The sequence below is a fragment of the Lyngbya sp. CCAP 1446/10 genome (assembly GCF_026130175.1).
GTDB lineage: Bacteria > Cyanobacteriota > Cyanobacteriia > Cyanobacteriales > Microcoleaceae > Microcoleus.
Genome location: NZ_JAIGNI010000014.1, coordinates 1 through 26,985 on the forward strand (window position 1 = coordinate 1; position 26,985 = coordinate 26,985).

At 42.9% G+C, this 26,985-nt stretch carries 16 protein-coding genes and 1 pseudogene; 1 reads left to right on the forward strand and 16 read right to left on the reverse strand.

Annotated elements, in window-relative coordinates:
- Window positions 1–374: 374 nt before the first annotated feature.
- Window positions 375–698, forward strand: coding sequence for a hypothetical protein (locus tag K4039_RS08600; protein WP_265234741.1), 324 nt, complete (start codon window positions 375–377; stop codon window positions 696–698).
- Here the strand turns inward: K4039_RS08600 and K4039_RS08605 are convergent.
- The 16 genes and pseudogenes from K4039_RS08605 to K4039_RS08685 form a co-directional block, all read right to left on the reverse strand.
- Entirely contained in the window at window positions 614–1,081 is a 468-nt protein-coding gene (locus K4039_RS08605) for a hypothetical protein (RefSeq protein ID WP_265234742.1), read from the reverse strand. The genes K4039_RS08600 and K4039_RS08605 overlap by 85 nt on opposite strands.
- 80 nt (window positions 1,082–1,161) lie before the next feature.
- The gene (locus K4039_RS08610; protein WP_265234743.1) at window positions 1,162–2,493 is read right to left on the reverse strand and encodes a serine/threonine-protein kinase; all 1,332 of its coding nucleotides are present in this window, start codon (window positions 2,491–2,493) and stop codon (window positions 1,162–1,164) included.
- A gap of 103 nt (window positions 2,494–2,596) precedes the next feature.
- On the reverse strand, window positions 2,597–3,919 hold the full coding sequence (locus tag K4039_RS08615) for a hypothetical protein (protein WP_265234744.1): 1,323 nt from the start codon (window positions 3,917–3,919) through the stop codon (window positions 2,597–2,599).
- Between the two features lie 222 nt (window positions 3,920–4,141).
- Window positions 4,142–5,511: pseudogene (locus K4039_RS29925) on the reverse strand (IS4 family transposase).
- Between the two features lie 78 nt (window positions 5,512–5,589).
- The gene (locus K4039_RS08630) at window positions 5,590–5,988 is read right to left on the reverse strand and encodes a hypothetical protein (protein ID WP_265234747.1); all 399 of its coding nucleotides are present in this window, start codon (window positions 5,986–5,988) and stop codon (window positions 5,590–5,592) included.
- A 330-nt stretch (window positions 5,989–6,318) separates the two neighbouring features.
- Window positions 6,319–8,526 carry a hypothetical protein gene (locus K4039_RS08635; RefSeq protein WP_265234748.1) on the reverse strand — a complete coding sequence of 736 codons (2,208 nt, stop codon included), beginning with the start codon at window positions 8,524–8,526 and terminating at the stop codon, window positions 6,319–6,321.
- Window positions 8,510–9,928, reverse strand: coding sequence for an ATP-binding protein (locus tag K4039_RS08640; RefSeq protein ID WP_265234749.1), 1,419 nt, complete (start codon window positions 9,926–9,928; stop codon window positions 8,510–8,512). Before K4039_RS08640 ends, K4039_RS08635 begins: the two co-directional genes overlap by 17 nt.
- Before the next feature lie 32 nt (window positions 9,929–9,960).
- Window positions 9,961–10,869 carry a hypothetical protein gene (locus K4039_RS08645; protein WP_265234750.1) on the reverse strand — a complete coding sequence of 303 codons (909 nt, stop codon included), beginning with the start codon at window positions 10,867–10,869 and terminating at the stop codon, window positions 9,961–9,963.
- Between the two features lie 8 nt (window positions 10,870–10,877).
- Window positions 10,878–12,086 carry a caspase family protein gene (locus K4039_RS08650; RefSeq protein ID WP_265234751.1) on the reverse strand — a complete coding sequence of 403 codons (1,209 nt, stop codon included), beginning with the start codon at window positions 12,084–12,086 and terminating at the stop codon, window positions 10,878–10,880.
- Window positions 12,087–12,191: 105 nt separating this feature from the next.
- Window positions 12,192–15,836, reverse strand: coding sequence for an ATP-binding protein (locus K4039_RS08655; RefSeq protein WP_265234752.1), 3,645 nt, complete (start codon window positions 15,834–15,836; stop codon window positions 12,192–12,194).
- 157 nt (window positions 15,837–15,993) lie between these two features.
- Window positions 15,994–16,209 carry a hypothetical protein gene (locus K4039_RS08660; RefSeq protein ID WP_265234753.1) on the reverse strand — a complete coding sequence of 72 codons (216 nt, stop codon included), beginning with the start codon at window positions 16,207–16,209 and terminating at the stop codon, window positions 15,994–15,996.
- A 2-nt stretch (window positions 16,210–16,211) separates the two neighbouring features.
- Window positions 16,212–16,964: a hypothetical protein gene (locus tag K4039_RS08665; protein WP_265234754.1), complete on the reverse strand. Its 753-nt coding sequence runs from the start codon at window positions 16,962–16,964 to the stop codon at window positions 16,212–16,214.
- A gap of 16 nt (window positions 16,965–16,980) precedes the next feature.
- Window positions 16,981–17,247: a hypothetical protein gene (locus K4039_RS08670; RefSeq protein ID WP_265234755.1), complete on the reverse strand. Its 267-nt coding sequence runs from the start codon at window positions 17,245–17,247 to the stop codon at window positions 16,981–16,983.
- A gap of 151 nt (window positions 17,248–17,398) precedes the next feature.
- Window positions 17,399–18,304: a GIY-YIG nuclease family protein gene (locus tag K4039_RS08675; protein ID WP_265234756.1), complete on the reverse strand. Its 906-nt coding sequence runs from the start codon at window positions 18,302–18,304 to the stop codon at window positions 17,399–17,401.
- A 384-nt stretch (window positions 18,305–18,688) separates the two neighbouring features.
- A complete protein-coding gene (locus tag K4039_RS08680) occupies window positions 18,689–24,271 on the reverse strand; it encodes an AAA family ATPase (RefSeq protein ID WP_321161586.1) in 5,583 nt (1,860 codons plus the stop codon).
- Window positions 24,272–24,544: 273 nt separating this feature from the next.
- Window positions 24,545–26,878 carry an NAD(P)-binding protein gene (locus tag K4039_RS08685; protein ID WP_265234758.1) on the reverse strand — a complete coding sequence of 778 codons (2,334 nt, stop codon included), beginning with the start codon at window positions 26,876–26,878 and terminating at the stop codon, window positions 24,545–24,547.
- Between the last annotated feature and the right edge of the window lie 107 nt (window positions 26,879–26,985).

Genomic DNA, 26,985 nt, shown 5'->3' on the forward strand with positions numbered 1-26,985 from the left:
TCTCGACGCAAAAAGTCTTCAAGATTGGCTATTTAACCTTCTCTCTCTTGAGTTTTTGAGCAACAGCTTGCCGGATCTTCCAAGGCAGCTACTTTTAGATGCGATCGTTTTTTAGTCTAAACTCCAGTTACTCAACGCTTCCCTTACCATCATTTCACGCTCATGCCAGTGATCGCCATCCAGAACTTGGAAAGCACAGAACATTGGCTCTAGGAAAACCGGCGATAAAAACTAACACCTCCAGCCACCGCCCCCTGGTTTTTTGAGTTTGTGACTCCAGGGCTGACCGTCGCGGACTCGAAAACTTGAGAAGCCACCGCCACACAACCACTGTTAAGCTTGCTAAATTGGGAGTAGTTTAAAAAATCAACCTTATGAATTTCATCACTTTCTTGCAAAATATCAACAGCAACATCTTCAGCAGCATCGCTATTTTATTGAATTTGGTGCTGTTCGTTCAAATGATGGACGCCTGTTGCCGGGGAATTCGTCGGGGCTGGACGATCGGTGAAGCAACCACTGGCAAAATAACCGAACTCGGTTTTTACACAGCCATGCTGTTTGGTGCGTGGCAGTGGTGGCCGCACAAGTTGGTTTTGTTAACTATATTTCCTCAATGCGCGTTTGTGGTGTTTGCTGGGGGATTGGTCGGCTGTACGGTCAAGTGGGGTGTCGATCGAACGTTTTGGCGTAGCTGATAATTTAAGGATACTGCTTCACTTGCGATCGCCTCACACCGAATCGTCCATCCATCCGCACTCCGAACAATCCCAATGCACCGGGGTATTTCGTACTTGGGGAACGGATGCGAGCACTGGGGACACCGGCCGGTAAACAAAGGGTGCGCGTCCAGTAGTTCTAATTGTTCCGCTGCCGTCCACCGCAGCCTCGGTTGCGGGATGAGTTCGCCGTTGTAGTAACTCACCCCTTCTGGTTCCCACAGTTCATCGGGTGCCGTGTTCGGATCTTCACGGAAGTCCAAGCAAGTGTCGGCTGTCGGGCCCGTGGGATGGACGGCACAGATTAAGTGGGGGTTGCGGGCATAGAGGAGACAGCGATCGCACTGGGGAAGTTTGGGCATGGCGCAGCGGTTGGGTGTTGGGGGTTGGTTGAGTTTGGCTCAAAATCTGAGATGGAGGACGATCGCTGGCGTTGTGTAGCTCAGACTCCTATTAGTTTTTTTGCTCCTTCAATATAGAAAAGTCTGAGACGTTCGTTAAAAGCAGTTAAGTCAGGTTCGCCATGTAAAGGAGTTCTTAAAAGTTCCACTTTTTCTCCATTTACTTCTGCCAACAAAACAAGTTCATTACCTGTTGCATATCCTCTAAATTTAGGAAAAAAACTATCTGGTAAAAATCCGTTGGTGATCCCGTGGTTTTCTGAGAAACTTAGCTGAGTCCAATCAATGTCAATCCTATCGAAATCACGGCTTTTTAAGTATACTTTAGTGTGAACTGTACCAAAGCCTTTTCCAAGTTCGCCTGCAACAGTTCGACTCATGTTATAAAGTTCCCGATTAAGCTGTTTGGCAAGTTCTTTAAAAGACTGGCGTTGGGCATAATCAGATGAAGTTGATACTTTATTTTGGATTTGAGCAATATATTGTTCGGCATTGTGAATGTTCTGATTTGTGTCAAGGCAAGCTATCAAGGCTTGTTGTAGCTCAGGTATAGATTGCCAGCGGTAGTCGATATGAGTTGCAAAAGCTCGGTCAAAGATTCCCTTCACTTTAGCCAGCAAATCGTTAGGGTGTTTCGACAAAGCCCTTTGACTTTCCGGTCTTTGATGAGGCATTCTTCCTTCGTGGTCGAGCAAAGTGACAGGATGCGAGCCGGCGATGGTAAAAAATAATATCCCGCAGCATTGCGTAATATCAGCCCTGGGGTCACGCTGCATACTGCTATTTACCTGAAGTTCGGGAAGTGCTAAAAATCTGTTTCCCAGTTGCTGCCCAGCGGGGGTCAAAATAGTTTTGTCAGCATCAGATTCATTAAATGATATGCCAAAATCTATCACAACTGGCTCGCTAAGGTCATCGTTGCGGATGATAATGTTATCCGGCTTGATATCTCGGTGGACTATGCCAGCATTGTGACAGTATTGTACAGTCTTTAGAAGTTTCAGAACAAGATTAACAGCATCCGCAATCTCCACAGGTTGAGCGGAGTCTAGGAATTGTGAAAGTGTTTTTCCTTCAATGAACTCACCAACCATATAAAGCGGAACATCAAGACAATCAAATTGCTCGAAATTCGATTCAATCAAGCGCGGAATGCCTGGGGAATCGAGGGTTCTCAACGCAGCAACCTCTCTGTACATTCTCCTACGTCTTTCAGGAGCTTTCTGATTTTTGAGTATTTTTAAGACAAAACTCTGAGACAAAGTTGCAGAATCTTTAGGTTTGACAAGAAAAGTATCTCCCTGCCCGCCACCCCCAATAGACCTGACAATTTCCCATTTTTCATCCCAAGGTTTGTTTTTCTGTTTGACCACATTCTTTATCCTTCTTTCCAAACTTGGGTTGCTTATCTGTTTCTGATACCCGCAGTACGCTCGTTCCCTCAGAGCAAGCCAGTCGGCATCAAGCACGAGAGAGCTAAATATAGGGGTAATCAAACAGCTTTAGCAGGACAATCTCTAGGTAGCGCAGACCGAGACTCCATGCTTCCGTTCCGATTTCTTGCGAAGATCCGCATCCTTTATTATGGTGATTTTTCGGGTTGTAATGAACGATGGCGTTCCGTATTTCAGTAATCGCCTGCGGGCCATCTACCCAATTTAGTTGATTCGCTAACTTAGTCAAATTAATTAAGTCAGTGGGTAGTTTTAAGTCTATCCCCAAAGATGACAGCAAGAGTCTCACTTGATCGGCGGCTGGGAGCTTTTGAAACCCATTTTGACTGAGGCTGCGTTTATCTTGTACCAATAAGACCCATGCCAGTCGTTCTAATGCTGTTTGCTGTAAAACAATCGCACCATTTACTCCTCCAGCTTGCTTTTTACTCTCCACATACCAGTGAATAGAGTCTTGCACCAACTCCCGCCAGTTTTTATCCTGCCATCGGCGCATAAAACCGGGAAAGGCTTCAACTAGCTCGGTTGAATCTGTATCAAACCACGTATCAGTGTTTTGCCACGAGTCAGCCCGACAAGCTGACCATTCCTCAAAAACCTGCGTCCCTTCGGCATCAAAACCAGCAATCAGCATGGGAGCCAGCCACAGTCCTCTGGCAAATGAAAGGTAATAGGAAAATGCTTCTAACAGGTCGCGAGCATCGTTCATTGAGAAGGGGGTTCGATCTAACCGCTCCAGTTGACAGATATGGGTTAGACTATAGCCACCTTGAGACTGAAGCAACTCGTAAATATCCCAACTGTCGGGAAGAGTTGCTAATACTATCCGCCAATCTCCAGTCTTAAAGGCCAACTGCCCGTCAAACCTCCATTGCAACCAACCTTTTCGTTCTTCTTCTTCATCTTCATCTTCTTCATTCATTCCCAATGTGTTGAAAATGTTGAAGAACAGAAAGTTAGGTAAGTGAAACACTAAGAATGTTAATTCCTGACCCTTGCTTTTTACAATTGTTTCGCAAGAATAGCCTGATATTACAGACCTATTGTCTCCAGAATATATTGTCCTTTGTGAAATGCGAACTTTTACGCTGCTGCCAATCTCTGTCAGTATTAGGGTAATATCATTCCCATCAATCCGCGTCTCGGTGAAATGAATAAACTCAAACTTAACGCATGGAGATGGGAACCACCCAAAGGTTGCGGTTGCTTGACCTTCAATGACCTGTTCATCTTTAATCAACTCAGCAAAACCTTGGTACAGTTGTATCGGCTGATTGGGATAGTGCCCTAAATAAAGTGTGGGCTGAGGGAGATGATTGCTCGAAACCGAATTAGCAGAACTCATATAGATTTTTTCGGGAGTTTGATTTCAGTGTACTACACAATGTACGACAAACTCTAATTTGATACAACAAAATCAGTTAATCCCTTTGGGAAAGTACAAATCATCCCCCGGAAGCCGTCGCTCGATAACTTCTTGTCGATTCTCAAACAACACTGACTGATAGGTCTGAGTAAAGCGCAGATTATACTCAACCTGAGTGCAATGGCACTGAAAAAGACTTAATCACGTTCGCAGTTTAGCTTTCAAGACAGAGCGAGGTTCCTGCATTCGAGGATACGGTTTCGGTCTGCGTTTCAAAACTCGCTTGTTCAGAACGGTCGGGTCGAATCGTGAGTAAATTAGTTGCCACCTGTTCCAAAAGTAATTGACGCCATTGTCGCTGTTGACATTTTCCTGTAGTTGCCAACAGCGTCAATAACAGATTAAACTGCTGCCTGGTTGATTGGAATGAGAGTTGAAAAACTGTATTTTTTGACGAAGATACAGCCTGCCACATAATGGTACGCAACAAAGTGTAAGCTAATAAATGTGTCCAGATTTCTTTTCTCACCATCACCGGAGTTTTAGCTGTTAACATCTCCATTTTCAGCGTTGTTTTGACATAGCGTAAATTTACTTCTGCTGCCGACCAACGAAGTCCATATAAAGAAGTCAACCTTTCAACAGTATACCGTTTGGCATCCACCAATGTGGTCACTATAATAATACGCTCAGCTCGGAAGCCTCGGCGTTTAATTCGCAGGCATACTTCTCGGACGATGAAACTAGAAGGTAATGCCTCGAATTCCTCAATAGTCATATGGTTGGGACACTGCCGGGGCTTATTCCAGACGACTTTATGGTCGCCAATTCCCAACTTCTTTCCCCGTCTAAAGTCAGTTTTACGGAGATGATTTTTCCGAAAAACAGCATCGGCGCCTCGCTCTTTTACGCTTGACTAAATCGACATAATTACCATAAGCTTGATCCGCCAATATCACATCGTCGGGGACTAAATTTGCATAAATTAAACGGCTCATCACAATCTCACTGCTTGCCAAGGATGCTATGCCAGCAGATACCACAGCCCCTGTCACCAATGAAAAGAGTACCACCATTTTAGCGATGGGAAACCCACACCCTGGTTTTTGATTGCTGTGTTGCGGATACTCGGCTTGATTTTCAGGAGTATCGCTCATCAACACTGTTGTTCCATCTAGTACCCGCACTCGTCGTCCACACCATTGTTGTTCTATGGGAACTTGCGCTTCTAAAGCAAGAGCGACTATGGGTACTAACTGTTGAACGAGTTTTTCTGGTAATCGCTTACGAGCTTTACTGTATGCCCCGGTGTCAGAAGAAGGAGGCTTGAGTCCGGCCGCACTTAGCCATGTACTCATCCGCTTCACGGCTTGACTCAAGCTTTTGTCGGGATCGAGTACCTGGGATACCATCGCCCACAAGGTGACTATCGGTGTGTAGATGCTTTGGTAGTAGGTGATTTTCTGATTCGCTAGAAGCGAATGGACTAGCTCATCTGGCAGTAGCTTCTCCCAAGGTGAGGCAACGCTCTGCAAAAATTGTTGTTTGAGAATGCACGCACGATTTGGCATAATGGAGAGAGATATTTTGGTTTGTAAGGCAATGATCTATATATATATTGCCTTACAGATTTTTTTTTGCTCACTTTTTCAGTGCCATTGAACCTGAGTGCGCTTGATTTCAAATGCCACATCAGCCCGCCGTTCTATGGATTCTGCCATGCTAGCTTGGACTAAAGCTTGGGCTTTCTGATTGCCTTTGTTTGCTTGATTGAGCCAGTATGCCGTAGCTAATACAATGGGAATAGGCTTGATTAATTGAGCGTCACCTTCTACGGGAATGCTTTCAGCTTGGGTAAAGTTATAGCCGCTAAAAGGCAGAGCTAATGGTGATTTGCCATTGATAAAGCGGGTCAGCGATTGTTTTTGCTTGTCCACAGCACCCATAACGCCAATCGCATCGACTTTATAGCCGCCATCGGGGAGCTGGTAAACAACCAGCGGAATTACACCTAAAAGGATGGTGGCAGAAATAGCTTTAACTGTCATCTGTTAGTTCAAATAAATTGTAATTGCTAGAGATTAGCCCCTGTTTGACTAATTAATCAATAATACTTGTGAGCAAAGAATTTAGTTTGCGGACTACCGAACCTAGTTAGTTCGGTTTACTGCACTATGACGTTGCATAGCTCAAGCGATTGCCCGTCCGTTCGCCTGATGTTTCAAAAACTCTGCCTCGCCTCTCGTCGCGTAGGATGCTACAGTTTTGGCGATCGTACAAAAAAATTTGCCTCCGTTGAAGGTAATAGTGGAAAGCACTTTACAGGAATTGGGAAACATGAGTTCAGCAACCGGTTTTGAGCGATACCTGGAAAATATTCATGACAGCGATCGCTCTTTGAATCCATCCATGCCTTCCAACCGTAAAAAACTTATTCTATCTGAGCGTCCACCAGCAACAATGGTCACTCCATCAGGAGAAATAGCACAAGCGTTTACCTCTCCCTCACAGTCAAAGGTTGTAAGATCCTCACCACTATTTAAATCCCAAACTTTTATGGTTTTATCCCATGAACCCGAAACGACAAATCGCCCATCCGGTGTAATCGCGACTGTCTTCACCCAATAGTAGTGACCAATCAAAGTATTCAGTTCTGTTCCATTATTGATATCCCAGACCTTAAGAGTATTGTCATTAGATGCTGAAACTGCTAATTTTCCGTCTGGAGTAATGGCTACTGCATTTACTAAATCAGTATGTCCAGTAAGAGTATGCAGTTCTGTTCCACTATTGATATCCCATACCTTGAGGGTTTTATTTCGTAAAGCTGAAATAGCGAGTCGTCCATCAGGAGTAATGACAACTGCTGATGCAGACTGTTCATTTATCACACGAAGTTCTGTTCCACTATCAAAATCCCAGACTCTAAGACTTTTGTTGGGAGATTCAGAAATAATCTGTTGACCATTAGGAGTAATAGCAAGTACCTCTCCGAAATAGTATCCAGTTATAGTACGAAGTTCATTCCCACTATGTAAATCCCATATTCTAATAGTGCGATCGTCAGAAGCGGAAATAACGTGTTTGCAATCAGGAGTAATCACCACTCCATTTACATGGTCTTTATGTCCAGTTAAAGTACGTATTTCAGTTCCAGTTGCTAAATCCCATATTTTGAGAGTACGGTCTTCGGAACTGGAAACAGTAAGTCGTCCATCGGAACTAATGACGACTCTATTTATCCAGTCTTCATGCCCGATTTTACCAATATCTTCTGCTGATAAATCCCAGACTCTAAGGGTATTATCTGAGGAAGCAGAAACCGCCCATTTTCCATCATGGGTAATAGCAATTGCATTCACAATTAAGCTATGTCCAGAAAGAATTCGGAGTTCTTGCCTTGTTTGCAAATCGTAAACTTTAATAGGACTGGCATTTGAACCACAAATAGCTAGTTTTCCATCTGGAGTAATAGCTACTGAGTGGAAACGATAAGCCTCTTCTATGACAATAGATACTTCATTTTCACTACTTAAGTCCCAGACTCTGAGAGTATCATCATCAGCAGCCGAAACCACCCATTTCCCGTCTGGAGTAATAGCCACTGCTCGTACTGCGCCAGTATGTCCAGTGAGGATACGCAACTCGGTTCCTCTCTGCAAATCCCAAACTCTAAGAGTTTTATCCCATGCGCTAGAGACTGCTAGTTTACCATCAGGGGTAACGGCAACTGCATTCACCGACTCCGTATGTCCGATGAGGGTATGTACTTCGTTTCCACTATTCAAATCCCAAATTTTGAGAGTATGATCTTGTGAAGCAGAGATAATAAGTTTACCATCTAGAGTAATAGCAACTGCATTTACCCCATTTTTATGCCCTGTTAGGGTACGCAGTTCACTTCTATTATGTAAATCCCAAACTTTGAGAGTACGATCGTTGGAAGCGGAAATCGCTAATTGTCCATTAGGAGCGATCGCAACCCCATTAATCTCACCAGCGTGCCCAGTGAGGGTATACAACTCAACTCCAGTGTATAAATCCCAGACTTTGAGAGTGCGATCGTCTGAACCAGAAACAGCTATTTTTCCATCAGGGGTAACAGCAACTGCTTTCACCCAGTCACGATGTCCGGTGAGGGTGCGGACTAATGTTCCTTCTGGTGGTGTCAGATTAGATGTCAAAGGACGCAACCAGGGATATCCCAATTCCTTTGTTTGAGCAAGCATTGCTTGAAGTTCAGGCTGTTTGAAGGACAGTAAACGACCCCAGAGTTGTCCTGGTAGTTGTGCTGGATCATCAGCCAAAACATTTGCCGCTAAGTTAATTGCACTTTTAATTAATTTCAGACTAGCTTTTTTTTCATCAGATATCAGAATATCAGGTGCTAAAGCTAAATCATAATCTTCAATTAATACCTGTGGTGTTAAATCATAAACCTTAGCCTCAATGAAATCAAAATCAGTCAAAAAGCGAAATAATTTATTGTTATGACCAGCTTGTGCCATGTGAAATGGTAAGTTTTTCAAGGCATAATTTCGATTGTCATCAGATAAACTGGCTAACCAATCAAATATCTTCATCATTATCAAACAATCCTTTTGTTAAACTATTGACTATTAATTGATTTATCCCTGGGATTGTCAGCCCTGTTTCCTCTAAAATGTCCTTACGGTGCAAAAAATCCCGAAAACTGGTGTGGTAAACGCTATAGCGCTTTTGATGCTCTTTGATGAAATTGTGCAAAAACTGTTCCCACTCATTCAATACAGGTTGCACTATACGACTATCCTCTCCCGAAAAATCACAAATTTGTTGGCGAGAAACAGGTTGCTTCACCTCTCCTAGAATGTAGACAATTTTAATTTTTGCATCTGGCAAGGGATTAGCTGTCATTCCCATGCGTCGCCAGTGAAAACTATAGTAACCTTGCAGACCTTGGGGAAAGCTTTCGAGAGTTAAATCTTTATATAATCCTTTTTCAATGTCTAGCAGAACATAGCACAAGTACATGAAATTGTTTTCACTTTTATTTGCTATGTTATCAGTAAATGCAATGATTGTTTCTTGGCGTTCATCAATCTGCTGCCGCAGATTCTCACTGCCATCAACTCGGTTCTGAATGTATAGACGCACATCACGCTGGCTATCAATCTCATAGTCCAGCAAACTGATAATCTGCACGGGTGCGTAGGTTGTAAAAGGCACTTCTACACCCCGTCGCCTGGTCATTATGAAGTACACCCCATCAGGTAAGTGAGGTGGCAGGTATAAGATATTTGCATCCCTGTAACTGCCTGAGTCAACTTCATCCAAAGCATCAATAGCTATTACTACAGGTTGACCATTCCTTCTTTGGGCTACTTCGTCCAACAAATGCCCCAGAAATTCTCCATCTTGTGTTGCATTCGATGGTAAAGGGTCATAAGGAAGTTGGTAACGGGCAATCAGTTGTTTGCTGACACTTTCCAAGAATTGGTCTGCTCGATTGGGCCCTTGCAGTTGCACGTTGAAATGGGCGATGCACCCAGTATCTTGCACGTACTTTGCCAAGATTGCGCTTTTACCCTGCCCGGGGTCGCCAATAATAGTGAAGTAGCCCTTTTTGTTTTCTTGTATGAAGGTTTGGATGGCATCAAACACGTACTCGCGCCCAACGAAACCTTCTGTTTTGTCTTGGATTAGTGACTGAAACTGGCTCAAAGAAGTAAAACTTGCAGATTGTCCTGAACCTGAACGGTGAGACAGAAGAGATTGTATTATTTGTGCATCAGATCCATAAATAACAATGTTGCCATCGCCAGTCACATTGTTATTTCCTGGTACAATCTGCGAATTTGTCACATCTCCACCCACACCCACTGCTCCAGGGGCACTAGCTAGAACAAGTTTCCCTGTTTGAATTGCAGCCGCAAGCGCTTGAATATCTGTTTCATTGCGACTCCCTGCTTTTACTCGTTCAACGATTTCTTGAAGATTGTCTGACATACCTTAACTCACCTGTTCCTTTATTTGTATTTTTATAAATTCTCAAAAGTTGGCTCTGGTTCAGTGAATCCTCGCCAAAGATAATCCGTTAATGCTTGCCCCATTCGTTGTTCTTCCGTTGGATTTGTCGGTAACTTCCACCGCAATGACTTGTAGAGAGCCGTGCGATACAGGTCAAATACTGACTCCAGCAAGTCTCCATAAATGACAGCCGCATCTAGCATCCAACAATGAGCAAACCATGCTGAAACGATTCCCACTGGAATTGCCCACCACGCCCAGATGCCCCACACCAGAAATAATACACTCCAAATCCAAACCCGAACCATTGTGTTGAGTTGAGTTCGAGCCTCAGTTAGTTCTGTCTTGACTTCATTCGGTAACAGTAGCCATAATCGCGGAAAACAAACTACAGCTTCCAACCCATACTTTTCAAGCGGACGGCGCTCCGCAGCACGCAGGATATTTCCCAATCGAGTAGGCATTAAGCGATCGCTCTGCGTTGGAGTTTGCTTCAGTTGCCAATCCAACCGAACATATTCATCGGTTTCATCAGGCGTTAGCTGTTCTAACCCTTTGGCTGCCAATCCCTGAAATCGTTTCTCTGCTCTATCTTTTAGAGTTACCTGTCTTTTGACGAACCAGCGTCGCAGGGGCTGCATCCAACGGGGCCAGTAGCCTTCCAGCAGCCGCAGTACAGGTAATTCAAACTGCCGAAGTGCGATCGCAGAAACAGCCACTACCAACAAACCTGCAATCAGTTGAGCAATAGGTAAAGCCGCCGACTTTTGAGTTAGTACCTGTTCCAATTGTTTGAAGCCAAACCGCCAACCCCATGCCAGCAAACCTCCAAACCAAAAAATACAAGCTGGGGTAAGGACTTTAGCAACCCATTCCTTAGCCAGGTTGTCACCCAGACTCTCCAAAAATTTCGGTAGCATGGCAATCCTTAAGATTTGAGAACTGGTATTAACTCAACATCACGATGAATTGAACATTTAGGAATTGTCTGTCCAACAGAGCGCCGAATCCAATACATATCGCAATCTGTATGGGGACAAACGTATTTTGTAGAAGCTATTGGTTGTGCCTGTCCCGGTAATGGCTCAAAACTTTTGGCATTTCCACCCATTTCTGAATCTTTTGACTTTTCAGAATTAATGTTTCTGCCTTGTTGGACAATATTACCGCTGCCTACCACATTGCGATCGCCCGGAAGGATTGTGCTGTTGTCAGCCCTTCCTCCGATTGCCACGCTTCTTTGCCCTTCTGCATGAACAATATTATTGCCAGCAACATTTATTGGTAATTGCTTGACAGCCTCCCAACCTTCTGCCGGAAGTCCCTTGCCACCACGTAGGAGGGCGATCGGAAAATTTGTTGTCTCACCCCTAAACCAAGGTTGCTGGATTGCTGAATGTTCCTGAGATGCACTTTTCGGTACAGCCTTATCCAGATGTTTCATAATATCCGCAACACCAACCTTTGTCTCTCCCGGCAGATTTGCAGCTCCCTCCAACGCTTCAATTAGATGATAAGTATAGATGCTCATAGAGTCATCCTTACGAATCCAGGATTTTTGGCTTCCCCCACAGGATGTAAACACGGCGCGACCTTTGCCTTTAGCTAATTCATCAAGCCGCCCTTTGGCCGGAACTGCTGGCACAAAACCCGGCGGTAATTTTAGGTCAGCCTCCCCAGTCTTAGCGGCAGCCATTCCCTGAGCGTGGCAACAGTCAATTATAACTAGCAGACGCTGTGACTGTATCTCCGACAGTGCATTGGTGAAGTCAACAGCAGACAGGGCTGAGGCAGAGATGTCAAAATCAATATCGTGTGGAATTAGATAATAGCAATCTGTGGATTGGTCTAACCAACCATGACCGGAGTAATAGATTACAACTGTTGATTCTGGATGGGCAGCAACTTGTTTCTTAAGCCAAGCGAGACCGTCTAAGATGGCAGTGCGCGTTGCTCCAGCATCGTGTAGCAAGCGGATGTGCTGGTCATCATTGGGGTAAGCACAGAGGTTGGGGTCGATAAGGATCTTTCGGAGCGCCTGAACGTCTTTGACTGTAACAGGAAGCGAGTATTTTTGGTGAGCGGATTCGCCAACACCGATGAGCAAGGCATAACCAAGAGTGAATGTGTCTGACATACAAAGGGTAGATATTGTGGGTTTAAACTCAGCCATTTTAGATAGTTTATCTTTTTTTCGGAAACCTACCGAGGTAGAGGCGATCGCTATCGCGTCTGAGTATTCCTACCCGTTGCGTTCCTCAAATTCCTCACGTCCTAATTCACGTTCCAAGTCTTGCTCTAATGATTCCTTCATTTGCTTTGCAAAACTGCGAACTCGAAAGTTTTCATCTTGAAGCCAGGGAGTTATCTCTTCTAAACGCCTTCTGTTGAAGGCAGAGAATCCACCAAATATAGCCCCTGGTGTTGAGCTAATAGAACAAGAAATGGAGTCTAATACAGCCTTATCATTAGTACGGCAAATTATTTCTCGACACAAGCTGTAGAAAAGTTGACCACTTTTAAACTCCTGCAAAATTTTAGCTACCGCATGGACTTTTTGAATGTCTCCTGATTCAACCCACTCCATTAACACACTATAGAGAGGCTCTTCTAAGCTACCATTAATTTCCTTCAATACGTCAGGAGCCTCATAAAACCAAAAACCATCTCGCAGCATCCAGTCCCGCACACGGCGCAGGATATCAGGATATTCAAAACTAGAACGTATGCTTTTTGGTGCAATGGAATAAGAAAAATGGATTGCATTATAATACCCTGTCCTGCCAGAATTTTTTGCTTTATTTATGAGTCGCTGTTCGATAAAGTTTAGCAGTTGGATTGGGGAAATCTTTCCTAGCCGATTTAGACAGTTTTCGACATTATAGTTGAATGTAGAAAGGCGTTCAAATTTTTGGACAATAGCAACAAAGTCATCATTTTCTATAAACTTTAGTCCCCAATTATCTCCGCAAGATTCAAAGGATGAATACAGAACATCTGCTACACGCAGCAGTACACTTTCATTAGAGCTAGCAGCAAATAATTTTATAAGCTTAATTGCTTCCGGGGGATTATGGGGTGCAAATCGTGAGATAATTTTAAGAATTTCGCAATCAACAGATAAAGAGTGTTTGGTTGTCAGGTAGTGCAAAACTTCCCATTCTTGATTTTGGAATCGACTCCAATCCATAAAATGGTAACTTTTTGCAACAGCAAACCAGAGAACTAGATCGTCACTATCAGTCCAAGACTTGACATAAGACCAAGCTACTTCTAAATCTGATTGATACAACCCTCCAATAACATGACCAAGGTGATGCTTGATACTTAGATTTTCTGTAATTGCTTTTTCTACCAGTTGCTGTGCAAGATTGGGATATTTTTCTCCTAGCTTATAAAACAATAAATTAAGCCAATGTGTATTACTTTCGCCTGCCTGTAGACACTGTTCTACTATTTTTTCTATCTCGCAGATAACCGATTCCATTGTAGCCGGCAAAATGCCTTCTAGATACTGCTCAATTACCTCTAGCTGGCGTTTCTCAATTACTTCCCAGTCGGAATTATCGTAGTCTGAATCACCCAGCAAGCGATTGCTAATCAAGACCCGATATAGCTGATACAGCTTATTATTTTGTAAGTGCTGTTTCAATTGTTCAAATTCATCTAACTGGTAGCGACTGAAGCGAGGAGCATACCAGATCCACTCGGCTACCGCATCCAAAACAGGTAATTCTGCTTGAGGTATTACCCGATCTAATAAAAACTTAGCTGTCTTTTGGCAGTCTGATTGTAGCCACGCCCAAGTTTCAGTGGCGATGTCTTCAGCACTGATGGAACCAGGCAAAAACACGGAACCATTTAAAGCTTTAATAATCTTTAACTTATGTGACAATTGATCGGATTTATTATACGATTGGTAGAGAATTTCTAAAGCTTGTTCGCGAATTTGACGTAAAGGTTCAGAGGGTGCCAACATAAATTGTCGTATAAGAATGTGCCGGGGCTTAGTCGGGTCTATTCGAGTACCATCAAATTCCATATTGAGCATCGGTCGAATCAAGGAAAGGCTAAGCTCTAAGTTGTTGGTAAAATCATTTTCGAGCCAGACCTCTAGCTTCTTGAGAAGGGTTAGTTGCATTGCATACGGCTTATTTAATTTAAATTTACCCATCTCAACCAGCGCTTTACTTGCTTGTTCGCGTACTTGAGCATACTCTGCGACATCAAGCCGATATCCGGCAAGTTTGTGCAGATAGTCTATAGAATCGTTCAGGCTATTCCAGTAGGTATGGCTTAAAACATCTACTGCTTCACGCAATACCATTTCGTGCTTTATTTCTAAGCAATTTTGCCAAAGTAGTTGATAAGATTCAGGGGGTAATTCTTGCCCATCCACAATATCTGCTACAATCAACAGTACATCATCAGAACGCAAGTAATCTACGTCTCGTAACCATTTCAGCACTAATAGTCTGGCAATGTTTCCCCGATTATTTACTAGATCGTGCAGTTCCCGCAATTTCGGCCCTAGTAACAGACCCGCTTGACGTTCACCTTTGACTTCTGCTTGTGCCAAAGTTGTCATAATCTGTTTGGGTTTTAGTTGAAAAAATGGCTCAATAATTTTCTTTTCATAGTCTGCTTGTTTGGTCTGGAAAAAGTGGTGAATTAAAATGTGGTCAGCCAGAACTTCAGAAGTAATCTTTAGTGTCATCCAGTAGCGATCAATTAAACCAGCTTCTACCAATCGCCAAATAATACGGTCTTCATCAGGTTGTGAGATACCGACAACTAACTGTACTTTCTTTCGTAACTGCTGATTATTGAGGTCAAGCGTACCTAAAGCCGCTAAAACCTCTAGGTAGCTGATATAGCGATCGCTAAACTCAGATTCATCCAAATCGCGAATGATGTCATTCAAGTAGCGGGTAAGTACATCGTCGCGGTTAATCTTTATTATCGACTCGCCGCGCTGAACTAAACGAGCGGCAATACCAGCAATAAGCGGTTCCCCTTTAGCAAAACTGACTATGGCATGGCGGGTATATTCGTCAGTAATTTCGTAGGGTGGGGTTTGCAAGAGTTGGTCTATGTCAAGGTTTTTTAAAGCTTCAACCTCGATTTCCTTGAGCTGATAGCCAGCAGGTAGACCTAATTTATCTTTGACTGAATCTTTGAAAACGCTGCGCGTAGCAAGAACAAGCGTGATTTTGCTAGCTAATTCGGGATTAACTAATACTTCACCTAATTGGTATAAAAGTTGAAATCGATGAGCATCGTCTACAACGATTACATGATGGCTATTGGGATCTAATGAAGCAAGGTCGTACTGTACAGACTCAGCGCGGATGCGAACGTACCGCAGAGATTTTTCACTAGGAATAAGTTTGGGAAGCTCTAGTAACAAACGAGTTTTGCCAATCCCACCTGCTCCATGCAGTATGATCGCATCGGTTGGCTCAGCTAGGAAGGATTTAATCTGAACGAGCTGTTCGTCTCGTCCTACAGGAACTTCCCAATAGCCAGCCAATTTTTCGGCAGCAGCTACCGCCGATTTAGAAAATTCAGAGTGGGTGAGTAAGGCGGAAGGCTTAAAGGATTTTAGAATCTCTTGAACCATTTTGTAGATGGCTTCAGCATCGGAACCTTTATAGACGACTTGATTGTTATCGCCAATCACGTTGTTATTACCAATCACGTTGTTATTGCCAGTGATGATGATAGAATCGGCGATACTGCCATCTACAGCTATAGCCCGTTCCCCAGTAGCTAACATAATTTGTCTGGTTTCCAGAGCTTGGCATAAAATCTGGTAGTCAGCGTTGGTACAAGTCTTTGCCGCTAGTCGTTCTATGATTGCTCTGAGTTCATTAATATCTATCACAGATTTTGCCTCTTAGTTCAAAAATTAAGCATTATCCTTACTTTTGTCTGTGTCACCATACCTGATTGGGAATTGTTGGCGATCGCTACTTTCTTATCATAGCCAATTTTTGCTGCACTGCTTTTAACACATGACGTTTAGATTATTATTGCCAGCGTTAATAATGCCGCTCACTTTGCCGCCAGTAGCAGTAAAGCGATCGCCACTCGCAATAACAGAAAAGGCGGTCAATTTCTACCTGTTTACCTTGCACTTTACTTTCGATCTTGCGATCTAATAACCTTTCACCACTTAGCACGCGATCGATTATTCTGCCAGCTCTAATTACTTTTCTATTCTTCATAGAATGTAAGTCTTTGTATAGGTTATTCATAGCTATCTACTATTAAAAAAGTAGTTGATAATTTTCTGAATAAAATAGATATGAGTTTGAAAAACAGCCCAGAAAGGACATACTATGCAAAATAATAAATTTTCCATGATTTTTATGCTCTTCAACTGAATGTAGCACGATCCTATAATTGTATAAGTAAACAGAATTATTCCGAAGCCATAAACACTATTTTTAGATGTAATTATGTACAGATACTCAAAAATCACTGCCAGCAAAAATTGATAGCAATAAAGAAAAATAATAAACCAGATTGGCAAGAGAAGAGTTTTTGACCACAATCGTCTACTATTAAATTGAAGTATCATACAAATCCCTATAAGGATAATAATGAATTGGTAATAAATAATAATTAATTGATTAAATCTTACAATTATATTCCCCAAAATACTTGCTGTAATAGAAGTAATATTCCGATAAAGAAATGAAATTAAGATACTTATAAATACCCAACCGATAAGCAGAAATAAGAATGAAGTAAATTTGTAAAATCTGTTTTCTTTCGGCCTATTCGGCCTATTCGGCCTATTCAGGTGATCGATAACTTGAGCGATAACTTCAGGAGGTAAAATATAAGATATCTTGTTGTGATCGCCAGTTATGATGACGGAGTTGTTAGCATCGCCTGCAATCGCAACTGCCCTTTCTTCATATGCAAGCGCGAGCTTTTCAACATCGGCTTGACTGTAATCTTCTTTTTCGATACGTTTAAGGATGGCATCTAGCTCGTTTTGCATAGCGTAAAACACATAATTATACAGTAGTCCGTGTACGAAGTCTTGAAGTCCATTTTAGTCGAACAGCAATACCAAAACCAAAACGCTCTTGCACTAAAGCTAAATTGTTAAGGATGGCACTTTGCTGAATAAACTCTCCAGCTTCTTCTGCTAGCTGGCTTGCTTGTTCAAATAGAGTAGTGCCACCCTCTAAATCACCCTCGGACAGTAAAAGATTAGCTTCCTCTACCAAATCCACATGGTTTTTAGACGTATTATTTGATATTTTGTCAGATTTTTGCATGAAAGTTCAATTGTGTAAATTATATTTTTTAATATCTTATGTTCCGCAATAATGAGAACGAGCCAGTTTTTTGTGCGGCTCAAATGTGCTATTTTATCGATTGTTGTGGCAGACAAAGGAAACTTATTCATAATTATAACTAGATTTGATATCAGTAGCCACCGAGCGCATCCACCTCAACATCACTCAGCACCTTGGGTTCCATCTCATACAAATCATTCAAAATGAGCTTGACATTGGGAAAAACAAAATACTCGGTCAGCTTCCCAATCCGATAATTAAAAGGCTGATATCGGTGCTTAAAATACAGTTCCACATTCCCCCGGTGTTTCCACAATCCCAGCAGGTTTACCACCACATCCGAATAATGCGATCGCATATCCCGCTGCACTTCGGCGATACGTTGCTCAATCTGACGAGTAGTAACACCAATCTTGTAGAACGTTTGACCGTCAGCTTTCACCTCAAGAAAGTACAGCGAATTGATGAGAATCCGTCGAAGCTGCGATCGATAAATCTGTAAGTCAGCCAATCTCTCGCCCGCACAGGAAAGTTTAGCCGCGACCGCCACCGCCACAGAGTTCTCCAATCTCGTCAACTCCGATAGCAGCAAAGGTTCCTGAACTCGATTGAACAACGCCAGGGGAAGCGCACCCACCGGGATTTTTCCGAGATGAGTGAACTGATAAGTGCGAACGCCCTCCGACTCCACCAACCCTTTGAGTTCCCACCGAAAGCTGATTAAATCTTTGGGAATAGCGTAATCCCGTGCACCGTATTCTTTCCACAGCACTTTTAATTGTTCGAGTTCATCACCCTTGAGTTGCACATGAAAGTTGTCATAGAGGGGCAGCGCGGGAAATGTTTTGGTCTTGATTCTCTGAGTGACCGGTTTGCAAGTTTCCTGTGTGTGAGAAAAGTGATGCTCTTTCACAGAGCCTTTTTTTGCCGTGAGGAAACCGCCACAGTAGAGACACGCGAGGTTAGTTTTTCCGCGCGCAACATCATCTATGCCCGCCAACTCGCCGCTGGGAGCAACACCGTATTTTAGCCACATCGCTCTTGAATTCTCCTAAAAGCAGGTTTTTGTAGGTGCACCCACTCAATGATTAGAAATTCTCACAAATCAGGGCTCAAAGACCTTTGTCTTTGCTCATTAAACTAAGTATGAGCCAAAAACAAGCGAACCATAGTGTTTTTCTCGCAGTCAGTCAGCCATTATTCGGCTACTTTTTGACTACGGTGATTCGTCTTGTAGAGATTCTTTGCTTTGAAACTGGGGTCGTCAATCTCAGCCCAATGTAGATGATTTTTCGTTCAACTAGCTTCATATTCTGCCTTCTTCTTTGCCCGACGACGATCGGCTGAACGTTTGCCGTTAATCATCTACACCGCATAGATATGTAAAGTTTAAGCTAGTTTTGTGCAGAAAATCAACTAACTATTCTATACTCTGTGACAGCGGAATCTCCATAACAAACTCAGCTCCCCGCCTCGGTGCTGAAATGCACGTTAGCTTGCCACCGTGTTTTTGTACAATAATTGAGTGCGAAACAGACAAGCCCAGACCAGTCCCCGAACCTACAGGCTTAGTTGTAAAGAAGGGGTCAAATACCCGCAGGCGGACTGATTCATTCATTCCAAGTCCATTGTCCGCAATTGAGACGATCGCGCTAGTGCCTTTTACCTCTGTGCGAATCCGAATCGCAGGTGTTGGGCACTGTTGGTTATCCAGCAGTGCCAGCGCATCGATCGCATTGCCTAGAATATTCATAAACACCTGATTGAGTTCACCTGCATAACACTCGACCAAAGGCAGGTTCCCATATTCTTTAATAACTTGAATTTCTCTATCCGTAATGCCGACAACCTCACCGCGCTCGTCTCCATCTTCCAACTGTACCGTTGGATGCAAGCGGTGTTGCAAAATCAGCAGCGTACTCTCAATCCCTTCGTGAATGTCAACCTGCTTCATCTCGCTCTCGGAAAGGCGCGAAAAATTCCGCAAACCTATCACAATATTGCGGATGCGCTCAACTCCCACCTTCATGGACTTCAAAATTTTAACCAAGTCTTGTTGGAGGAAATCAAGTTCAATTTCCTCTGTTACTGCTGCCAATTCAGGAGTAAGATTCGGGTAGGTTCGCTGATAAATATTGATTATTTGCAGCAAATATTGCATATATTCAGTTGCGTGAGTAAGATTGCCATAAATGAAATTAATCGGATTATTAATTTCATGAGCAATTCCTGCAACTAGCTGTCCCAAACTTGACATTTTTTCAGTTTGAATCATTTGAGCCTGAGTCTGCTGCAATTCGATCAGAGCAATTTCTAGCTGAACTGCTTGTTCTTTTAACTGCACTTCTGACTGCCTCAAAGCCGATTCAGTAGAAATACGCTCCCTAATTTCCTGCTTGAGGAGCGCATTTTTTTCTGTAACTTCCCGCGTTCTCTCTTGCACTTTCACCTCTAAAGTCTCGCTGTACTCCTGCAAGTTTTCATTAGCTACCGACAAACTTTTATAAAGAAAAGCATTTTCTAAAGAAATTGCAGCCTGAGTAGAAAGAAGCTTTAAAACTTCCTGCCGTTCTTCTGTAAAAGCACCCGTTACCAGATTATTTTCCAAATAAAGCAGAGCGATTAAACTGCCGCGATTAATGATAGGAACACATAAAAGAGACTGGGGATTATTTTTGACAATGTAAATATCATTTTTAAATAATTCATCCTTCCCGGCATTATTTAAAACAACATCTTTTTTCGTTCGTGCTACATAATTTATTACAGATAGGGGCAAATCAGGGCTGAAAGCGATGGGGAGGGACTGCTGCACTATTACCTCATCTAGCTCAACCGAACCAGATGCTTCTATGAGCAAATCGCCATCTTTTGCTAAAATCAAAATACCGCTTTGTGCGCCAGCGTTCTCCATCACAATTTTGAGCAATTTTTCTAGCAATTTGCTCAAAACAACTTCGCTCGCTAAAACTTGCGAAGCCTTCATCACTGTTGCTAAATCGAGGAAAGAGTTACTTGTGCTACTATTTGTAGCTGTTGTAGTTGTTGTAGAGATGGTTCCCTCAATGCTGGTGTTCCCAGTAGCAGATATCAAAGAAAGAAGTTGCGGATATCTTGACTCCAAATCTACCACCTTAGTCTTCGCTCCCCACCGAGCGTAGCCGTAGTAGGCTGATGCCATGTAAGTCTGACCAATCTCTTCTCTTCTGGCTGCTAAATAAAATTCAGCCGCCCGCTCGTAAGCTAAAGCTTCCTCCTGAATGTACCCCTGTTTTCTAGCTCCTGCGATGGCGAGATCGTAATACTTCATCGCTTCCCAATTTTGCCCTTTCACCCGCGCTATTTCTGCCTCCACTAGCTCGTATTTGTGCTGATAATTAGCCGGAGCACGATCGGCCCAGTTCTTCATTTTTTCCTGATTCAACTCCACAATAGCCAAAGCTTCTTGTCGCTTTCCCTCCCTGCCAAATTCAGCCTGAGATTGGGCATTGGCATACTGACTCCCAGATTCAGCCTGAGATTGGGCATTGGGATACTGAGCCAGAAGAGCTAGCGAATAGTAGAAATTGTGGACAGCAACCGTCATGTGCCCAGGTGCTGAGGCTTTGTATTTCTCAGCGATTGAAGCATTTTCAATAGCAGCAGCAAACTCTTTAAATAAGTAAGACAGAATTGCTTTAGCAAGATATGTAGCAAAAAGGGATAACTGATTATTTGCTGTTTCTAATATCGGCAGCATTTCTTCTTCATCAAAGCTCTCGCCAATCAAACAACATTTGTCAGCAGTAGGTCGCGATAGATTCAAAACTAACTGCCTCCATATCTTAACGTAGTAGATGCCAAATTCTTGTTTAAGTTTCAGCAATAAATCGAGGTAATAAGCTTGGCGCGACTCTACAGAGTCTAGGTAGTTTCCAATTAAAAATATATGAGCGCAAGAGTTCAAAGCACAATAGCCAGCATATTCTACATCTCCAGTATCCAGACCGCTTTGAACCCCGAATTGCAAAGCATCTATTGTTTCCCTAGCGTGTTCTTTCCAATGCCTGATAGTAACGTTGAACAGAGTGTAAACTTTAGCTGTGAGTTCTTTAGCATTAAATTGCTCTAATAGCTTCAAAGCGATCTGACCCGAATAATATCCTGTTTCGGTTTCTCCCAGTGCTGCACATAGCAGCAAGCCATAAATGCTGTAGGCGTAAGCTGCTAGCGCTGAATGACCGTTTTCAATGCAGAGATTAATTTGAGTCAGTACGATCGGCAAAACCATCTCTGGATTGGCAATCGAAGCGGGAGCCGAGATAGTCATCAGCAACCGCATCGCCGCCAGCTTATCAGGATCTGTCATTTCGGGAGCCGTTTGCAAGTCGGTCAGCGAAGGCAATTTCACTGCGGCATTCGGGTCTGTTAGCAACCTGGGAGACACGCCCAGCATTGCCAAAACTTCCCAACCCGTATCAATAGCTTTGATGAGCTGGTTTTGAGCAATATAAGATTGAATTTTTAGCTCGTATACTTTCACTTTGTCAAGGAGATTTTTTGCCTGTTGTAAAACAGAGTTGGCTAGTATTTCCGCTCGCTCGAAATTAGTGGTTAAAAACTCGGCTTCTACTGCTTCTACATAAATATTGAGAGTCAATTCATACTCATCATGCCAGCTATTAGCAGTAAGGAGCTCTCGACCAATATTCAGATACTTGGCAGCAGATTCATAAGCGGTCGCTGCCTTGGCTTTCTGACCCGCAATTAGATTTAAGAAAGCTAATTCATCTTTTTCTATTTGCTCAATCATTAAGTCAGTGCCAAAATTTAGTTGATTGACCAAAGCAAAGATATTTTCTTTTCTATCTTCCGGGCTAGTTTTTTGCAGCAGTAGTTTGCCAATGCTCAGGTGAGTCGATTTTTTATCCTGCTCTGGAATCAAAGAATAAGCGGCTTGCTGCACGCGATCGTGCAAAAACTTATACTCAACTATAGAATCGCTAAGGATAAGTTCGCCCAGTTCTTCCTGTCCTAAAATTAGGGGAATTTTGTAGTTTTCAGTCAGAGGTAAAATTAGACCGGACTGAAGTGACGGCCACAACTGAGAAGCCGTCCTTAATTCTGATTCTTCATTGACAATTGCTAAAATGCTTAAATTAAAATTGCTGCCAATACAAGCCGCCAATTTTAAGAGTTTTTGGGTTGAGTCTGGTAATTCTTGAATATTTTTGGCGATCAGTTCAACGATATTGTAATCGGCAATGCCAATGCTTTGAATTTGTTCGATGTCCCAGTGCCAAATACCGCTAAAAGTGTCGTAAGCTAGCAGTCGTTCTGAAAACAGGACTTTCAGTAGTTGAGTCAAAAAGAAGGGATTGCCTTGGGTTTTGTTGAAAAGTAGTTCTGAGAAAGATTTTATACGGCCCGCGAGTGGAGATTCATGAAAGGTGTCGGCAATTAGCTGTTGGACATGGTTTAGCTGTAAAGCTTTAACAGTAATATTATTGAGGGTTGCCCTACTTGATCGAATCTTTTCTAATGTCTGAGTTAAGGGATGAGTTGAACTGACTTCGTTATCTCGGTACGCTCCTATAATTAACAGATATTGACTCTCACAGTCGCCAATCAGCATTTGGATTAATTTTAGTGATGCTGAATCAGCCCACTGCAAGTCGTCTAAAAAGAGCACCAGGGGGTGAGAAGGTTGACAAAAAACTCTGAGGAACTGTTGAAAAACGCGATTGAAGCGGTTCTGAGATTCAGACGAACTCAGTTGTGGCACTTCTGGCTGATCGCCAATAATCAGTTCTACTTCTGGGATAACATCAATAATCAGAGAGCCATTTTGACCCAGTGCCGTTAAAAGTTTTTCTCTCCAAACAGCTATTTTTTCAGAATTTTCTGTTAATAGTTGGCGCAGCAGGGACTGGAAAGCTTGAATCAGGGAAGCATAAGGAATATTGCGCTTAAACTGGTCAAATTTACCAGCAATAAAATATCCGCGCTTGGCTACAATCGGTTTGTGAACTTCATTCACTAAACAAGATTTGCCTATTCCTGAATAACCGCAAACCAGCATTATTTCTGCTGTACCGAGGCTGGTTCGCTCAAAGGCTTCCATTAATGCAGCTACCTCTTCTTCCCTACCGTAGAGTTTCTGCGGGATTAGCAGTTGATTGGATAAATCTTTGGCTCCTATAGTAAAATGGGTAATTGTGCCCCTTTCCTGTAACTGGGTTAGGCAAGTTTCTAAGTCAGCTTTTATTCCGTCAGCAGTTTGATATCGCTCTTCGGCAGTTTTGGCTAATAATTTGAGTACGATGTCAGAAACTGATGAGGGAATTTCGGGATTTAACTGAATCGGCGGAACTGGTTGTTTTGCTAAATGGCAGTGAACCAATTCCATTGGGTCAGTGGCTGTAAAAGGTAGGGAACCTGTCAGCATTTCATAAAAGGTTACACCCAAGGAGTAAAAGTCAGTGCGATAGTCGATCGACCGATTCATCCTACCAGTTTGCTCTGGGGATATATAGGCTAATGTGCCTTCTAGAGCATTAGGATTGTTAATTGTTTGGTCTTCTCTGCTCAGGCGGGAAGAAATGCTAAAATCTGTAAGTTTAACTAACCAAGTCTCGGTATTGATAATAATGTTTTTCGGTTTAATATCTTTATGAACTATCTGCTGTTTGTGCAATTGACCTAAAGTTTCAGCTAACTGAATTGCTATTCTCAAAAAACCGATTATATTGTTCTTGAGAGCAGGAAGGATGTAATTTAAAGATTTACCGCCAAAATCTTCCATAATTAAGGCAAAGCTATTCCGGTATCTTTCCAGATTCAAGGAGTCAACCACTCCTGATAGCTTCAAGTTTTTGGTAATTTCATATTGATACTTTAAATTAGCAACATCAATAGGAAGGGGATACTCAGAGTTGAGCAGCTTAATAATAACAGGTTGTTGGTTCTGAACGTTCAGCCCCCGATAAACAACTGTTTTGACTCCTTCATTGATTTTGTTCAAATTTATGTAACCCGGCAGATTTAGCATATTTTGTGAAGTTTTTAGCGAACTTAATTATTGATGGTATTAGACATCGGAAAGCCAATACAGATTAGACTTCAGCTTTCTTGTTTTTTCGCAGATATTACTGTAATTCGTCATTACTAAGCTGTACTGCATTAAAAAAATTGCGTATTTAGGATGGGTTCGCGTGCAACGGCTCGCAAGAGTTTGATTGCTTCTGGAGATGCAATGTTTATTTGCGCTCGCGAGCTTGCATCCCTCATACAGCTTTCACAACCAGGAATCCCTCTCGCCAATAATTTTTTTGGCATACTCAATTCCAAAAATTTGTTTCAAAATAGCACGAGCAGCCTGCATCGCTGACATAACGGTTGCTTCGACACAGCCGGAATTGTAACCGTTGTCGATCCAGTCGCCAGTCAAGTAGAGGTTATCGAAGCCAGACTCATCAGTTTTGAGCCGATACTTGGTACTTCCGGGAACCGAGAGCACGTAACGCTCTGAAGGATCGATGTTAACTCGCCAGTATTGGGAATAGAAGCGTTTCTGTCCCTGCTGGTTTTTGAGATCGACAAGCAAATCCCAATTTAAACCTTGAGGATTTTCTGGAGTGGTGGCTTGAGGCCACAGGTGACCAATGTGGTTTTCAAGGAAGTTGATAGCCTGTTTTTCTACTTCCTCCTGTTCCCTTTTTGGGAAATCGCGCTCGCTGCTGGGAGGAATTCCTGAGTCTGCTATTACGCCTGTAAAATAAGCAAGATTGTAGGGATAATGTTCAGAAGACCAATTTTCGCGCTGGATCAAATCGCTCATATCGGCATAAGTATCGAGGGGTTCTACATAAGAACCGACCACAGGACTGCCCCCAGCCCATCCCAACTGCTGTAAATTAGATTTAAGCCACAACTGCCCGCCTTGAGTGGGAACTGTTTCGATCTGATTCACCATATTTGCCCATTTTTGATGAGCGGGATTTTTTTCAGCATTAATCAAGTTGTTACAGATAAAGGGTAAAGCTCCTAAAGAAATGCCGAGAATTACCAAGTCAAAATCTTCTCCAACATTGAGAGTGACAGGGGTTTCATTATCTTGCCACGGAGTCCAGAAAGACTCCAAATTTACCTGCTGTTGCTGAAGTTCTTCACCTTCTACAATTTGCTCGTAGAGGGGTTGGCTCGGCCAGCAGAGAAGTCTCTTAACTTTAATCAGCGGGTCGTATTCCCCTTCCGGTTCTTTGAGATTCACCTGGCGTCCCAAAGAAATGCTAGCGATCGACTGCTGCGAATCGTCGAGGTGCAACTGTTTCACGCGATGGAAAAACTCAAACTTGACACCTCGACGTTTCAGCACTTTATAAAGCGGAGCAAAAATCGTATCTCCCATACCAGCTTGCATTTTCCACATAATCGCTCCGTTGTACTGGAAAATTACGGTTGTTAGGATGCGGATAGCCGTTCCTGCTGCTAGTCTGGGTTGCTGAACGTTCCCCTTTGGGAAGGCATAAACAAGGTCGTACAAAACGCGGATAAATGCTGAATTGATGCTGGTTTCAAGCGCGCCGTGTTTTTGCAGCCACTCTCTATAATCATACTCGTCTAAAGAGTCTAAAGAACCAGAATAAATTATTTCTTCTGAAAAGAGTCCCCGAATATTGGCAAATGCTAAATCTAACAAAACTAACAGCCGAAATGTATCGTCGTCTTGCTCAATTTCTGATTCTATCAAGCTTTTCAACCGCTGCATAAATCGCTCTAAAAGCTTAAGAATGATCCTGTGGTGTTCGGGGCGGTGAATGCGGGTATCGTCCGGCATTGATTTTGCTAACTTGTAAGCCAGATCGAGAAATGTTCCTTCTGATGTTAAATCAATCGTGTCTAAGGTAGTTCCTATCTGTTTCATCGCATTTTCCAACCATAAGCACCAGCGACCTGGTTCATTGAGAAGTAGCTGAACCAGTTGGTCGGGAAGATGAAGCGGTGCAATTTCTGACGTAAGTTTAATAGTTTCTGTGCCAATATCTATCTGTTTGGCAAGAAGTTCTAACCAGTTTGGGATTTGCTGATTACTGGATAATCTGTTAACTGAACACTGAGATTTTAAAGAATTTGAACCTTCAAATCCATCATACATTAATTTAATCAGGGAGCAGATATGCTCCCACATCGAGAAATAGCCCCCTCCTTCCCAAGGAAGCAATTTATTCGTGGGGAAGTTGAAGGGCCATTGAACCCACCGACCGTTAATATATTCTTCAAGAACTATCAGACTGTGAGGCTTAAAGGCATCTTCAATGCTCAAAAATGGGCCATCTTCTCCTAATTCATCGTAGCACTGCTTCATCACTCGAAAAGCATTCTCGTAGAATCCAAAGAAAATGTGCAGTCCATGTTCTTCAATGCGGTAGGTTGGTTCATGGTACGGTGGGTTCGCCTCCACATTACGTCCTGATGCGCCCTTACCTCCCAAACGCCAGCCCTGTTGGTACACGGTAATGTCGTAGAGGGCATTCCATCCAGGTTTGCTGGTGAGTTCAAAAGCTGTGGTTAGGGAGGCTACTCCCCCTCCCAAAATGGCAATCTTTTTGAGTTGTGGTGCTGATGTCATGTGTTTATTAAGTAGATTCTCTACTTGGAAAAGTACATCCATTGAAAATGGAGGTGGTCAGCCAATGGTGTCATGCCAAAATGGCAAGTTATTGTACGCTTTTGTAC